This window comes from Paenibacillus sp. UNC451MF (assembly GCF_000686845.1).
Taxonomy (GTDB): domain Bacteria; phylum Bacillota; class Bacilli; order Paenibacillales; family NBRC-103111; genus Paenibacillus_S.
Genome location: NZ_JMLS01000009.1, coordinates 248,926 through 263,491 on the forward strand (window position 1 = coordinate 248,926; position 14,566 = coordinate 263,491).

Consider the following 14,566-nt stretch of genomic DNA (forward strand, 5'->3'; position numbering starts at 1 on the left):
TGGCACAACAAAGGAGGTAAATTTATGTTCCAAGTTCAAGCATTAAGCCTTATTAAAAGGCAATTAAAAGTACTCACATCCGTTGCTCTCTCAATTCTTATTATGGGAATGACTGTTTTGCCCGCATTTGCGGCAACTCCTCAGAAAACTGTAAACGCTTCGGCAACACTAGCATACAATCTCAAAGGACTTAATCACAACGTGGCTGTTCAGAAAGCTTACATCGCTTCAACCTATCTTTACGTAACTCAGCGATCCGGGGGAACATGCTATCTTTCAAGATTGCTCATAAACGGAAGTGACGCCACATACGTTGATGAAATGACCGTCACCAATGCGGGTCATTGCCAAACACTGGATATGTACACGTACAATGGTATAAATTACTTTTATTTCAGTTCGAAAGCGGATTCTTCAACATCGTATAACTGGTCTCTCCAGGTAGCAAGACTTCAATACTCTCCCGGCGCGACATATGATTATACGGATCTTCATCGCTTCACCTATATGAATTATGCCAATGAGACCGCTACAAGATTAGGTGAGACCTATCGTGTTGATGCCGGCGGCAATAGCACCTACACTATTTTCCGCGTACAAACTGCAGAAGGAACTGTAACTTGGTCGATTTACGACACGGTAGCATTGAACCAGCTTCTTGACAGCAATGAACAGGTACGAATGGACAGTGCGGCGGCGAAAAGCGCCTGCTTTACCAGCTTTACACAGTCGGGCAGTGCTATAGTCAGACCGAACGGATCTTTCCAGGGTGCCGATATGCTCAGTAATACGGAAATATATACGTCAGGAGGCGCGGAAGGTGATACTCCGCAGATTGCTATGATGTCCAACACAGGAGCATACAAAAGCCTTGTGAATATTACAAATGTGGGAACCCATGAAATCGAGGGAGTACAGACAAAAAACGATAACGTTTATTTCACAATAGTTACAGACCCAGTAAATAAAAAAAATACGCAGAAAATTTATTACGTGCCTGATAGCATATTTTAATACCCACCAAACAGGTCAGCCCGAAACTAAAAAGCAAAATATAAAGCCCGGCGTATTGCCGGGCTTTTAAGGTTATCAAACCAATACTTCGTTATTTGTTATACGGTTCGATGTGCTATCTGTACCTTCGCTTAGACCTAGCGTCCGCGATGTTGAAGTATGAATTTCGTGAAGCAGCTCTGGTTGTTTCAACAATGAAACTCCATAAGAAGGAATCATTTCTTTAATTTTCGGTTCCCACGCTTTTACATGCTGCGGGAAGCATTTATTTATGACCTCAAGCATGACGGAAACGGCGGTAGAAGCCCCCGGAGAAGCTCCGAGTAATGCAGCTATCGAGCCATCAGCGGCACTAATAACTTCCGTACCAAATTGAAGCGTTCCTTTGCCGGCAGCCGTATCTTTAATAATTTGCACACGCTGACCCGCTACTAACAAATCCCAGTCCTCGCTTTTGGCGTTCGGAACAAATCCCCGTAATTCTTCCATGCGCTGTTCTTTTGATAACATAACTTGCTTGATCAGGTATGTTGTCAATGAAGCGTTTTTGACCCCTGCCGCCATCATAGTGATGAGATTATGCGGTTTTACGGAAGTGATCAAATCAAACATGGAACCGGTTTTTAAAAACTTGGGTGAAAAGCCTGCAAACGGTCCAAATAACAACGATTCTTTATTGTCGATAACTCTTGTGTCAAGATGCGGAACAGACATAGGCGGAGCGCCGACCGGAGCTTGGCCGTATACTTTTGCATTATGCTGCGCTACAATTTCCGGTTTCTGGCACACCATAAATAGTCCGCTTACCGGAAATCCTCCAATACCTTTTCCTTCAGGAATAGCGGATTTTTGCAGCAAATGCAGGCTTCCTCCCCCGCCGCCGATAAAAACGAATTTTGCAGTATGCCGTTCGACGTTACCGCTATCGAGATTCCGCACTTTCAATTCCCACGAGCCGTCGCTAGTACGTTTAATATCATCCACATTAGTTTTAAATTTTATGTCTACATTTTTACTCTTTAAGTGGTCAAACAATAACCGCGTTAAAGCGCCAAAGTTGACATCTGTTCCAGATTCGCTTCTTGTTGCCGCTATAGGTTTATTCAAGTTTCGGTCTTTCATCATAAGCGGAATCCATTCCATCAGTTTTTCCGGATCATCGGAAAATTCCATCCCTTGGAATAGAAGATTGTTAGACAGTTCTTTAAAACGCTTTTTCAAAAAGGTTACATCTTGTTCCCCTTGTACAAAACTCATATGAGGCACTGGCACGATAAAGTCCCGCGGATTACTAATCAGGTTGCTTTGTACAAGATAAGACCAAAACTGCTTTGAAAGCTGGAACTCTTCATTAACCTTTATAGCTTTGCTAATATCTACGGATCCGTCCGGTTTTTCGACGGTGTAGTTAAGCTCGCACAATGAAGAATGCCCCGTTCCCGCATTATTCCATTCGTTAGAGCTCTCCTCTCCTGCTTTTTCAAGTCTCTCAAACACTTTAATTTCCCAGTCCGGTACTAATTCTTTCAGCAATGACCCTAAAGTCGCACTCATGATTCCGGCACCAATTAAGATAACGTCTGTTCTAGTTTGTCTGTTACTCATGTTTACCGTCCTTACACGCTAGTATTTGAAGAAAAGATATAGGCGCTCCTGCTTAAACTCCACAGCAAGCTAGTGTGCGACATAGTCACACACTTCTTCTGGATCAATTAAAACGTGGTCATAATTTGTCTCTATAATAATTTAATATATCTACTATTATATGATAGTTATATAGTATTTAAAAGCCTTTAAAATCCGGTAAATTTCATTGATGAGAGCTATTCCAAGTTAAGAAGTGGGAATCCTCCCACAAAACCCTAGGAATACACAAAAAAACAAGGCCTTAACCCAGCTTTTGGTAAGGATTGAGGCTATGTTTGCCATGAAGGCCAATTCAATTAAACCAATCGAACTGTCCTAATTTGTAATACAACTGAAATATACTATTCATCTTCCTTTAATGTTCCTGGGCTATAATAATCCATGACCCCCTTTTTAATATATAAACCTTAAGACCCGCGGCCCGTTGCCAGTGGGTCTCTTTTTTTATACCAGACTTAGGTCAGTGAAATATCCGCAACTTAACATTTTGAATCCGAAAACCTATCCAACGGAAAAAGGCCGCCTCCCGGCAGCCTTAAATGTCACCTTAATTTCATTTTTTCACTTCCCTGCTCAAAGCCGATTTAATATCCGAACCCAGTTTCGCAATATTCGGCTCTGCAACTCCCTCCATAGATAGCTTCGCCTTATTCTTCAACTTCGCAATTCGATACACGCTAGCATCTATCGTTTCCTTCGTTATGGTCCCTGACTTCGCAGCTTGGAGTAGCGCGTTTAATACAGCTTGCTCCTTCTCAGCCTCATGTCCAACAAGAACAATATCCGCACCCGCTTGGATCGCTTGAACGGCAGCCTTATCGATCGGCATCGTTTTCCCAATAGCCTCCATCGTCATGTCGTCCGTGATGACAACGCCTTGAAACCCCATCTCTCCCCTCAAATATTTCTGAATGATAACAGGGGATATCGAAGCAGGTAACTGCGGATCGAGCTTTGTGACGAGCAGATGAGCCACCATCACGGCGTCGGCTCCTTGGCGGATGGCTTCTGCAAAAGGTGCAAACTCCACGGTTCTCAACCGCTCCAGATCATGCTGCACGACGGGCAGATCCTTGTGTGAATCGACTGATGTATCACCATGGCCTGGAAAATGCTTTACAACAGAAATGATGCCGGTAGACTGAATCCCCTTCATTTCCTGAATGCCCATACTACTCACGGTTTCAGCTGTGGCGCCGAAGGATCGATCTCCAATGACCGGATTGTTCGGGTTGCTGTTCACATCGAGAACTGGTGCAAAATCTACATTCAGCCCGAATGCCCCCAAGGTGTGGCCAAGGGCACTGCCCACTTTGTAAGCATATGCTGGATCTTTCGTCTTACCAACGCTCTGACTTGTAGGAAATGCTGGGATTTCCTTAGGCATTCGCGATACTCTCCCGCCTTCTTGGTCCACGCTTAGGAATAGCGGCAGCTTACCGGATACGTTCTCTTGTTGCATAGAGTTGAACAGGCTCCATGCTTGATGACTATCTTTAATATTAGGTCCGAAAAAAATAAATCCTCCGACATGATCCTTCGTAATATGCTTGCGTATTGTATCGTCCAGCACGGTGCCGTCAACACCGAACAGCACCATTTGTCCGATTTTCTCCTCGATCGTCATCGAATCTACCAATTCCCGGATCGGGTCTGGGGCTGCTGTAGGTTTTGGTGCAGAACTTGGCGACGGGGCAGCCGAATTACCTTGTTGTGACCCTGTAGTACAGCCGGATAGCGCTAGCGGACTGAACGCAATGGTGCAGCTAAGTAATATGTGCAAAAATGATCCTCTCATCAACTCACCTCCACTATTTCCCTCTCTTGTTAGTCTGGCGAGCTTTGCTCCTATTTAGTCTCCTCATAATTAAAAAAACGGCATAAATAACAAGCAGGAAACGGGACCAACGCAGAGAATACTATGTAAAAATAACCATACCTAAGAGAGGATGAAACTCTTTGTTACTACAAAAACAAGATCGACTCGTTATGATTGGAGATTCCATCACCGACTGCGGCAGAAAAAAGCCCGAGGGCGAAGGACGTAATGATTCGCTCGGTAATGGATACGTAGCTCTGGTCGATTCTTTCCTGCAGTCGGTCTATCCGCAGCTTGGCATTCGCGTCACGAACATGGGAATCAGCGGCAACACCGTACGTAACCTGAAGGAACGTTGGGAAACCGATGTAGTAAACTTGAAGCCGGATTGGCTATCGATCATGATCGGTATCAACGATGTGTGGCGTCAATACGATTTGCCACAGCTGATCGAGAAGCACGTTTACATAGAAGAATACGAGCAAACACTGCGTGAGCTTGTCGAACGTACCAAGCCTTCGCTGAAGGGTCTTATCTTAATGACCCCGTACTATATCGAGCCTAACTCTAACGACGGCATGCGCGCTGCTATGGATCAATACGGAGCGGTCGTCAAGAAAATCGCTGACCAATACGGCGCTATTTTCATCGATACACAAGAAGCCTTTAAGCCTGTTCTGGAGCATATCTATCCGGCGACTCTGGCTTGGGACCGTGTACATCCGAACATGACAGGGCATATGACGTTAGCCAGAGCATTCCTTAACGCTATCGGATTCTCTTGGAACGGCGAGCGCTAAGCCTTCAGGTATACCTTAATTATTAACCTTATAACCCATCAAGGGCTGCCGCGGAAAAGCGACAGCCCTTATTCTTGTTTCCTTTTCCTCATAAAGAAAGCTACACGCCAATGACCGTCAGCTCTTTAGGATACGAAGTCAGCACTTCGACACCATCCTTGGTGACCTGCACATTATCTTCGATACGCACTCCTCCAAGTCCAGGAATATAAATCCCCGGCTCCGCTGTGAACACCATGCCTTCGCGAAGCAGGTCCTGGTTGGCGCCGTGAATGGACGGGTACTCGTGAATTTCCAATCCAAATCCATGTCCAGCCCGGGTAATGAAGTACTCGCCATACCCCTTATTCTCAATTACACTTCGGGCGGCAATGTCCAGACTTCCGAACGTAGCTCCAGGCCGCACAGCTTCAATCATCCTGAGATTGGCCTGCAGTACGGTATCGTATATCTCCTTGTGCCGTTGACTGACGTCCCCTACAGCAAATGTCCGTGTCAGATCTGAAGCATAACCGTCAATAAATACACCGGCATCGATAAGCAAGAATTCTCCTTCACGGACAGCGTCCGTCCCTGGCATCCCATGCGGTAGGCCGGTTTTTTCACCGGTTAACACCATTGTATCGAACGAAGGACCTTCTGCACCCAGACGCTTCATCCGGTACTCCAGCTCGGCCACAAGCTCCACTTCTGTTACGCCGGGTTTAACCAGCTTCACGGTATCCCGGACAGCTTCCTCTATACAGTGAATTGCGCGACGGATCGCTTCAATTTCCTGATGGCTTTTAATGACCCGAAAATCAGCAATCCGGTCATCCAGCTGAACGACTTCCTTAGCACCGGTTGCTTCCTTCAAGGTAAGGTAGCGCCTCACATTCAAGTGCTCGGCTTGAATCCCCATTCGGGTCACTCCCTTATGGAGATGACGCTTCAAAACCTCATAAGGATTTTCCGCATCTTGATGTGAAATAACGCGGCTTATGCTTGTTGAACGTACCGCTTTCTCGTAATCAAGCACGGGAACCATCAATATAGGCTCCTCTCCCTTAACGCAGATCAGCGCCATGAATCGCTCATGCGGATCCGAATAAAAACCAGTAAAATAATAAACCAGCTTGGGCAGTGTGATAAATAGGATATCCAAAGCTTCGTCTTCCAGAAGGGAATACAGCTTCTCGATTCGCTTCACAGGGGATTGCCTCCTTCACAATGTGCGGCTATTAAGGCCGCAGTTTTCACTTAAATTCAAATGTTCTTGTTCATTCCATTGTATCATACATGACTGACCCGATCCTCTAGAGAGCCGTTCGGGGCTATACAGCAAAGAACCCATGCGATTACTCGCATGGGTCTTGTTTCTCTATACTCCAGACCAGACATCCTTCACGTAACGGCTTTCGTTCTGCAGGCTTTGCAGCCAAGCGCCCGCTGCTTCTTCCGAAGCTCCCTTAATCTCTCGATAAGCTTTTTTAATCGTTTCTTCAACCTCAGGGGCCATCTTGGTTCCGTCCCCGCATACGTATAGCATGCCACCTTGATCCAGCACACCGATGAGTAGTGCCGAATCCAGCTTCATCAAATCCTGAACATGGGGCCCCGCCTGCCCTTCTACACGCGAGAAAGCCGTATGAAGCGTCACAAGCCCGTCGCGTTGATCCTGCTCCAGCTCCTCCTGATACAAGTAATCATGCTCAGGGTTGCGGCAGCCGAAATACAAATGTGCTTCTCCGAGGGTCTTCCCCTCCTGCTTCAGAGCGCGGCGAGCTTGGAGGAAGCCGCGAAACGGCGCCACTCCCGTACCCGGGCCGATCATCACGATCGGAGTCTCCGTTTGCTCCGGCAGCTGGAAGCCGGACTCCGGAGTTCGGACGAACATGACAATCGCATCTCCCGGTTCCCGTCTCGCCAAGTAATTCGAGGCTACGCCCAGATATTCCCCCCGTCCGCTCTTGGCCGGACCGCGAACAACTCCAACGGTAATGCTCGCTTTATCCTGCTGAAGCCTAGGGGAGCTTGAAATCGAGTAGTATCGCGGTTTCAGCGGCGGCAGCAGCTCCACGAACCTTTCAAATGGAAGCTCACAAGCAGGATACTGCTCAAGCAGCTCGAGCATCGTCAGACGTTTGCTCTGTACCTGCTCCTTGTAGGTTTCTTCTTGAAGGAGCGCCTCCAGCTCTTTCTTGTGAGGAGGGCATACGGTAAAAGCAGCAAGCTCCCGCAGCTGCGCCCGTGTTGCCGCCTCCTGAAGCTCTACGCTGTGACTCAGCAGATCGTGAACGCTGATCGGCCGATCCAGCGGCAGGTGCGCAGCGCTGCGTCCGCTAGCGCTAATGATAAGGTGATCGCTGCTGTTAAGCCCATAGCGGCGCAGCACCCGTCCAATAAGCTCCGGTGCATTCTCAGGAATGAGTCCAAGATGATCGCCCTCTTGGTACGTCACTCCTTCCGGTAATACAATTTCTAGATGCCGAGTGCTTCGTTCGCTTCCTTCCTTCTGAAGCTCTCTATTCTCCGCAACCGTCGCGAGCATTGCGTCATAGCTGTCGGCCAATGGCGTTCCGACCAGCCCGCTCACAAATTGCATGCTCAAGGTGCTGGTCTCCTGCTGAGGCTTGCCGCTGCTTTTCAAGCCCATCTCATGAAGTACGTCCGGCCACAGCCGTTCACTCCATTCATCGACCTGTTTCTCGAAGTCGCCGCTAGCATCAGCCTCTCCTCGTACAACGAGACGGGTAGCTCCCTTGGCTTCCAGCTGCTCGTCAATCGTCCGAGGGACATGCTGGTATGTGCTAGCCCAATTGTGATCGCCGCAGCCAAATACCGCATAACGCACACCTTCCAGCTCACCTTGCTCGACGCCTTCCAGCCATTGTACAAACTTGCGCGCATTGCTAGGCGGCTTGCCGTTGTAGGATGCACTTACTATGAAGACGACCCCTTCTTTGGGCAGCTTGCCTACATAATCGTTCAGTGGTGCTGCCTCACTTCGGAAGCCCTGGTATCGTGCCTTATCCGCTAACTCTCTGGCAATCCCTTCTGCCGTGCCGAGATTGCTGCCGTACAGTACAAGAAGCGGTGTATTATGAGCAGCTTCTACTGCAACCGATGCCGCTTCCTGTGCCTGTACCGTACGCTTCTCAACAGGCGCCCCGGCGCTAACGGACGAGAATAGCGTCTGAGCCCCTCTTGGCCGAACTCGCATCGTGAAGCCTTCGGGCTTCAACGTCAAAGTCTCTTTTACCTTCAACTGATAATTCGTATGGTCTATAATTTCAAAATGCCGCAGCACCATGCCAAGAACCAGTGTCGCTTCTTGAAGCGCGAACTGCTGCCCGATACATGCACGCTGACCATTTCCGAAAGGTTTATATGCATGAAATGGAATTTTACTCGGATCTTCAAATCGCTCTGGAACGAACTCATCCGCATCCGTGCCCCACACCCCGGCCTCCCGATGCAGCTTCGGTATCAGAACGCTGACGCTCTCTCCTTGTTTCATCGGATATTTGCCTGCCAGCAAAGTATCTTCCTTGGCAAACAAGGAAAACGCGGGAGCCGTAGGCCAAAGACGCAGAGCCTCATTCAGTATCATTCGTATATAATTCAGCTCTCTAACCTGTCCGTAAGTCGGAACCGGGTCCTTGAGGACACGGTCGACCTCTTCGTAAGCTTTTTGCAGCTTCTCGGGATTTTTCAATAAATAATACAAGGCAAAGGACAACAATCCACTGGTCGTCTCATGTCCAGCAATCAAGAAGGTGATAATCTGATAACGGATATTTTCATCGTCAAGCGCTTCTCCGGTGTCCGGGTCCTTACCACTAAGCATATGAGCAAGCAGATCGTCGCCGCCTTCACTTCCGTGCGCTTTGCGCTCTGCAATAATTTTATCCACTAATGAGTACATGACCTGAATGTCGTGCTTGAACTGGCGCTTCGTGATAACCATCAGTTTATCCTGTAATCCCAAACGCTGCAGCTGGTTCATTGCTTCGTTCAATGCCCGCACCATGCTGGTGATAAATGGATGGGACTGCTCCCGGTAAAAGCTGTTAAACCGGTAATTGAATCCACAAAGCCCGATCGTGTCGAGCGTCAGGCGGGTCATATCTTCAGGAACCTCGACACTTTCATCCGGATTAAGGCGTGACCATTTCTGAATAAGCTGAACCGCTATATCGACCATCATTCCATGATAGCCTTGCATCGCTCTTTGTGAGAAGCTCGGCAGTAAAATATTGTGGGCTTTACGCCAGTTAGGTTCTTCGGTTTCGCTCGTGAACAGACCATCTCCGGCAAAAGCACGCACCTTGCGAAGAGGTGCCCATACTCTTTTATCGAACCGGGATTCGTCACAAGCATCCTCAACCAGCTCAAGGCTGGATATGAAGATCTCGCTTCTTCCCGGCATATCGAATCGAAATATCGGGCCATATTCATAAGCGACCCTCACCAGCGATTGAACCGGCTCATCCAAATTCAATTGCGGTAAGTTGCCGAGGGGTCCAAAGGTTTTAGGCTGAGGGATTGTAACAGATTCAGGTTTAGACATGGTGTTCATCCTTTCCTATGGGACTTTATTTTCCATTCAGTCATAATGTCATCTTGATAAGTTTCCACCAATCCACTTTATTATACAAAAACAACCATAGGAATGAATATTCATTCCGTTTTATCTTCAGAACTACGCAGATTAGTCTTTCTGCACAATTCTTTGCTTATCTATAGGCTTCTTGTCATTCCTTATTTGCATGGACGCTAACCGCATCCCAGCAGCTTTCCTCGATCTGCCGCAGCATTTCCGGTGTTTCCGTCAGCTTACCTGCGCGAATCAGAGTGAACACCTTGGTGAATGCGCCGAATACAATAGCAATCAATACATCCGCTTGTAAAGGTCGGATCATCCCCTGCTGTATACCCCTAGCAGCATAAGCATGGAAAAAATCCATCAATTGACGAAACGATTCCCGGCTCTCTGGATCCAAATATCTCGCATTGCTGTGAGTGTCTACGAAATAAAATCCGTGAATATTTTCTTTAGCAAAGCGAACCATCCCATGAAACACATGCTGGAATTGTTCACGAACACTACCGGAGTCCGGAAAATCACGCTTTACCACATCATTAAACCGTTTGACGCAGTCTTGAAACAATGCATTAACCAGCGCTTCCTTATTCTCAAAGTACCGATATATCGTGCCTGTTCCAACCTCCGCTTTGTCGGCAATCATAGGCACCGTAGTCCCATCATATCCCCGCTCAGCGAACAAACTAAGAGCTGCTTCCACGATCTTATCCCGCTTGCTTAAAGTCGCTTCCATCTATCATCCTCCTTCCGCCAAAATGAATGAACATTCATTCCTTACTCTTTTATTGTATGCAGCTGATTAGTCAAATGCAAATTTTGAATCGCGGCCCTCCACTGAGCGGAAATATTTTTCATAAAAATAGGCATCTAGGCAAATTATAACTCTGAGGGAATAGCTGGATAACTAGCGATACGAAGGGGGTGAACCAAGATGCGCTTCACAAGCTGGCTGGGTAAAAGCAAATATGCTTCCGCCTACAAACCAAGCCAACAGCAGGCAGTGAATGATTATATCACAGATAATGTAACTCAGAATGTGGCTGTTTTACAGCAAATGTTCGCCAAAAATCCCGACCTTGTCGTCCGTCTCTTGCACATTAAGAAATCGGGAGAGCGCGCTGCACTCCTCTATTTATCCGGACTTACTGATAAAAACTCGATCAACAACAACGTGCTGCGCCCCCTTCAGTTCGAATCAGGAGGAAGTGAAGATGATTTCGGCCTTGCACTAACGATCGGGCATATTCAAACGAAAAACCGGTACTCTGAAATTGAATACATCATCCTGCAAGGCAACAGTGTACTCCTCGTAGATGGCCGAGCTGATGCATATAGTCTTGACACGGCTGGTTGGCCGCAGCGGGCCATTGAAGACCCCCAGATGGAGGCTTCCTTAAAAGGAGCGCATCAAGGCTTCGTAGAGACAGGTACCCAGAACATTGCACTTATTCGCCGCTATATCCCTAACCGTGAGCTAAACACCATGGAGATTGTGGTTGGACGTAGAGGAAACAGCAAGCTGTCTATCATGTATCTGGGCGACATCGCTCATCCGGAGGTGCTGCAGGAGCTGCAGGATCGCATCCGTCAGCTTGAGATCGATGCTATTATCAACACTGGAGAATTGGCTGAGCTGATAGAGGACAATCCGTTTTCTCCTTTTCCTCAGTACATTTTAACTGAGCGTCCCGATGCCGCAGCCTCGCATTTATTGCAAGGAAGATTCGTTGTGGTTGTGGATCGTTCACCTAGCGTTTTGATCGGTCCTGCTACCTTCGCATCATTTTTCCAGGCGGTTGACGATTACAGTACCCGTTGGTCGATTGCGACCTTTATCCGCTTGCTGCGTTTTTTCGCTTTTTCCATTGCCGTTTTTTTACCGGCCTTCTATATTGCGGTCATTTCCTACAACTATGAAATCATTCCGATCAAGCTGCTGCTATCCATCGGAGAATTCAGAGGTCGCGTGCCGTTTCCTCCATTCGTAGAGGCCATCATTATGGAGGTAACGCTCGAGATGATGCGTGAGGCTGGGGTCCGTCTTCCTGCTCCTGTCGGGCAAACGGTTGGTATTGTAGGGGGTATCGTAATTGGTCAAGCGATAGTGCAGGCAGGCTTCATCAGCAACACGATGGTTATTGTCGTTGCGTTTACGGCTATCGCCTCGTTCATCCTACCCAATTACGATATGGTTGCGGCCGCAAGGCTGATCCGTTTTGCCATGATGATCGCGGCTTCAATGTTCGGGGTCGTCGGAATTATTATCGGATTAATGATCATGATAGGACATGTCATTTCACTCGAATCGTTAGGTACACCCTACGGAAGCCCTTTCGCACCAGTTCGCTTTTCAGATTGGAAGGATACTTTCGTGCGGCTTCCCTTATGGTTCATGAAGAAGCGACCGCTCAGCACTAGAGCTGTCCAATTAGAAAAGCAAGGATCCAACCGTCCGAAGGGGGATGGAGATTGAAACATCAAGCAGTCAATAAAATGACCACGATACAATACATTTTTCTCACTACGGGCATTCAGATTAGCGTCGCCTTCTTAGCTTTGCCGCGAATCCTTGCCGAGAGAGCCGGTACGGACGGTTGGGTTTCGCTTGTGATCGGATGGGCTATCAGTGTCGCTTCCAGTTGGGCATTGATTATGGTGATGAAAAGAAGCTCGAACCAGGAAACGCTGCTTGGGCTGTTAAATCGATATATCGGAAAATGGGCTATGTGGGTGTTCGGTGCGCCCTTCGCTTTATATTTCATTTACTTCGGATACGCCGGGCTTGTCCGCGCGATCATTATAACAAAAACCTGGGTGCTTCCGCAGACGCCCTCGTACATCATCATGATTTTGTTTCTGATCCCCACTTATATTATCGCGAGCAACGGAGCTATGATTCTTGGACGTTATGCGGAGCTGATCTTTCTTATGTCCTTGTGGGTTCCTTTCGTTTATTTAATTCCATTCAAGGACGCCCGTTGGCTTCATTTGCTGCCTATTTGGAAAACCGGTTGGAGTCCTATCTTCTCGGCGCTGCCGGATTCGATTTACGCTTACGCCGGGTTCGGGGCATCGTTTATCTTGTATCCCTTTCTGGAGCACAAAGAGAAGGCTGCCTTCGGACTCATTATATCGAATTCACTAACCTTGCTTGGCTATTTGTTTATTACCGTTGCCTGCTTTGTTTATTTCAGCCCCAAAGAAATACAGGAATATAACGAGCCTGTCATTACTTTATTAAAGGCGCTGGAGTTCAAATTCGTCGAACGGGTTGAAATTTTGTTCATTTCCTTCTTCTTGCTCATCTTCTCCCTGTCTTGGATACCGACGTTTTATGTAGGCGTGTATTGCACGAGCCGATTACTGGGCAGTCAAGACTCCCGCAATCACCTTAGAATTCTGCTGGTTGCTCTTGCCGTAGCCTCCTACTTCTTTATGCCCTCTTCCCGTCTAAGCGAGAGGCTGGACTCTATAGTCGGCAGCATCGGCTTCCTGCAGGAATACGTATTCCCGTTCCTTTTGTTAGCCTACATTTGGATCTATGATCGTTTCCAAAGGAGATCGAGCGCATGAACACAAGAATGCTTGCAGTATGTATCCTATCGATTGCTGCAGTTCTTCTTCTGACAGGGTGCAGTGACAGAACCGATTTAGAGGACGCCACGATTCCTCTTGCGCTTGGACTCGATCTTGATGAAAATAACAAGTTTCATGTGTATATTACAAGCCCTGAGTTCAGTAAGTCGGTCAAGAAGAAGCATCATGAAATCAGTGAGCCCGCTGATACGCTCCGCCAATCCAGAATCGGACAGGACGCTCATTCAGCAGGTGCCTTTCAAGGCCGGAAGTATCAGGTGGTCCTGCTAGGTCAGCGCCTGCTGCAGCAAGAGAACTGGTTTCGTATGCTGGATGTTCTTTTCCGTGATTCCAAGAATACGGTAACCGACAGAGTCATCGCTATTAATGGCTCTATCTCCAAGTTAATCGAATTGAATCCTCCGGATGAACCGTATTTGCCACTGCTGCTCAAGGGCATGATCGATACGAAGAGCGCTCGGTCGGAAACGGTCAAAACGACGGTACAGGAGCTTCACAGGCAAATTTTCGAAACGGGAATAACCCCTTCGATCGCTGAGGTTAAGCTTGCCGAAAATAATGATATTAGGCTGAATGGAACGATGCTTCTAGATCATAAAGGCAAATACGCGACAACCCTTAACGCCCAGGAAACCGTGCTGCTCAAGCTGTTGCAAAAAGAAGCCAGGAAAAGCTCAAGCCTTTCCTTTACCGTTCCCGGAATCCCTAAGACCGGTCCATTCCAAACTAATATGATCAGCTTAAGCACTGAAGGTGCCCGAACAAAAATCAAAACCTCTTATGGAGACGATAAATTTCAGTTCCAATTTACAGTTCACATACCCGCCGTTTTGTCGGAGAAGGTGTTCCCTTATAATTTGCGCAAAAACGGAAACCAGTTGGACACCATCATTGCCAAGCAAGCGCAGCTGCAGTTTGAGAATCTCATCAAGAAGATTCAGCAGCATAAAATCGATCCGATCGGTCTCGGACTGTATGCCAGAGCCTATCATTACAAGCAGTTCGCGCAGGTAGAGGATCATTGGGGAGAGGCGCTGGCTAAAGCCGACATCCATGTGTCGGTGAATGTAACCTTTAAAGCCATGGGACCTGTTAAGTGAG

Annotated in this window: 10 protein-coding genes; 5 read left to right on the top strand and 5 right to left on the bottom strand. The window is 47.6% G+C overall.

Annotation, left to right across the window (positions count from 1 at the left end; all coding sequences use genetic code 11):
- Positions 1-24: 24 nt before the first annotated feature.
- The gene (locus BP97_RS0113700) at positions 25-1,014 is read left to right on the top strand and encodes a helveticin J family class III bacteriocin (protein ID WP_028549612.1); all 990 of its coding nucleotides are present in this window, start codon (positions 25-27) and stop codon (positions 1,012-1,014) included.
- A gap of 75 nt (positions 1,015-1,089) precedes the next feature.
- Here the strand turns inward: BP97_RS0113700 and BP97_RS0113705 are convergent, their stop codons facing one another.
- A complete protein-coding gene (locus BP97_RS0113705) occupies positions 1,090-2,619 on the bottom strand; it encodes a malate:quinone oxidoreductase (protein WP_028549613.1) in 1,530 nt (509 codons plus the stop codon).
- A gap of 595 nt (positions 2,620-3,214) precedes the next feature.
- Positions 3,215-4,459 (bottom strand): beta-N-acetylhexosaminidase, encoded by a 1,245-nt coding sequence (gene nagZ, locus BP97_RS36210; RefSeq protein WP_081824138.1) that lies wholly within the window; start codon positions 4,457-4,459, stop codon positions 3,215-3,217.
- A gap of 191 nt (positions 4,460-4,650) precedes the next feature.
- Here nagZ and BP97_RS0113715 point away from each other — a divergent pair, with 191 nt between their 5' ends.
- Complete coding sequence (locus tag BP97_RS0113715) at positions 4,651-5,280, top strand: SGNH/GDSL hydrolase family protein (protein WP_442952364.1); 630 nt, start codon at positions 4,651-4,653, stop codon at positions 5,278-5,280.
- Positions 5,281-5,380: 100 nt separating this feature from the next.
- Here BP97_RS0113715 and BP97_RS0113720 read toward each other — a convergent pair whose 3' ends face one another.
- The 3 genes from BP97_RS0113720 to BP97_RS0113730 form a co-directional block, all read right to left on the bottom strand.
- Positions 5,381-6,469, bottom strand: coding sequence for a M24 family metallopeptidase (locus tag BP97_RS0113720; RefSeq protein WP_028549615.1), 1,089 nt, complete (start codon positions 6,467-6,469; stop codon positions 5,381-5,383).
- Positions 6,470-6,640: 171 nt separating this feature from the next.
- Complete coding sequence (locus BP97_RS0113725; protein WP_036745807.1) at positions 6,641-9,832, bottom strand: bifunctional cytochrome P450/NADPH--P450 reductase; 3,192 nt, start codon at positions 9,830-9,832, stop codon at positions 6,641-6,643.
- 184 nt (positions 9,833-10,016) lie between these two features.
- Positions 10,017-10,601 carry a TetR/AcrR family transcriptional regulator gene (locus BP97_RS0113730; protein WP_028549617.1) on the bottom strand — a complete coding sequence of 195 codons (585 nt, stop codon included), beginning with the start codon at positions 10,599-10,601 and terminating at the stop codon, positions 10,017-10,019.
- A gap of 198 nt (positions 10,602-10,799) precedes the next feature.
- On the opposite strand from BP97_RS0113730, the gene BP97_RS0113735 reads away from it, so the two are divergent.
- The 3 genes from BP97_RS0113735 to BP97_RS0113745 are packed head-to-tail and all read left to right on the top strand — an operon-like array spanning position 10,800 to position 14,565.
- Positions 10,800-12,341: a spore germination protein gene (locus BP97_RS0113735; RefSeq protein WP_028549618.1), complete on the top strand. Its 1,542-nt coding sequence runs from the start codon at positions 10,800-10,802 to the stop codon at positions 12,339-12,341.
- Entirely contained in the window at positions 12,338-13,441 is a 1,104-nt protein-coding gene (locus BP97_RS0113740) for a GerAB/ArcD/ProY family transporter (protein WP_028549619.1), read from the top strand. The genes BP97_RS0113735 and BP97_RS0113740 overlap by 4 nt, the downstream gene beginning before the upstream one ends.
- Entirely contained in the window at positions 13,438-14,565 is a 1,128-nt protein-coding gene (locus BP97_RS0113745) for a Ger(x)C family spore germination protein (RefSeq protein WP_028549620.1), read from the top strand. The genes BP97_RS0113740 and BP97_RS0113745 overlap by 4 nt, the downstream gene beginning before the upstream one ends.
- The last annotated feature ends 1 nt before the right edge of the window (position 14,566 follow it).

Bases quoted from the DNA above. Each gene is read 5' to 3' on its own strand.
- BP97_RS0113700 (WP_028549612.1), top strand. From the start codon at position 25: ATGTTCCAAGTTCAAGCATTAAGCCTTATTAAAAGGCAATTAAAAGTA.
- BP97_RS0113705 (WP_028549613.1), bottom strand. From the start codon at position 2,619: ATGAGTAACAGACAAACTAGAACAGACGTTATCTTAATTGGTGCCGGA.
- nagZ (WP_081824138.1), bottom strand. From the start codon at position 4,459: ATGAGAGGATCATTTTTGCACATATTACTTAGCTGCACCATTGCGTTC.
- BP97_RS0113715 (WP_442952364.1), top strand. From the start codon at position 4,651: ATGATTGGAGATTCCATCACCGACTGCGGCAGAAAAAAGCCCGAGGGC.
- BP97_RS0113725 (WP_036745807.1), bottom strand. From the start codon at position 9,832: ATGTCTAAACCTGAATCTGTTACAATCCCTCAGCCTAAAACCTTTGGA.
- BP97_RS0113730 (WP_028549617.1), bottom strand. From the start codon at position 10,601: ATGGAAGCGACTTTAAGCAAGCGGGATAAGATCGTGGAAGCAGCTCTT.
- BP97_RS0113735 (WP_028549618.1), top strand. From the start codon at position 10,800: ATGCGCTTCACAAGCTGGCTGGGTAAAAGCAAATATGCTTCCGCCTAC.
- BP97_RS0113745 (WP_028549620.1), top strand. From the start codon at position 13,438: ATGAACACAAGAATGCTTGCAGTATGTATCCTATCGATTGCTGCAGTT.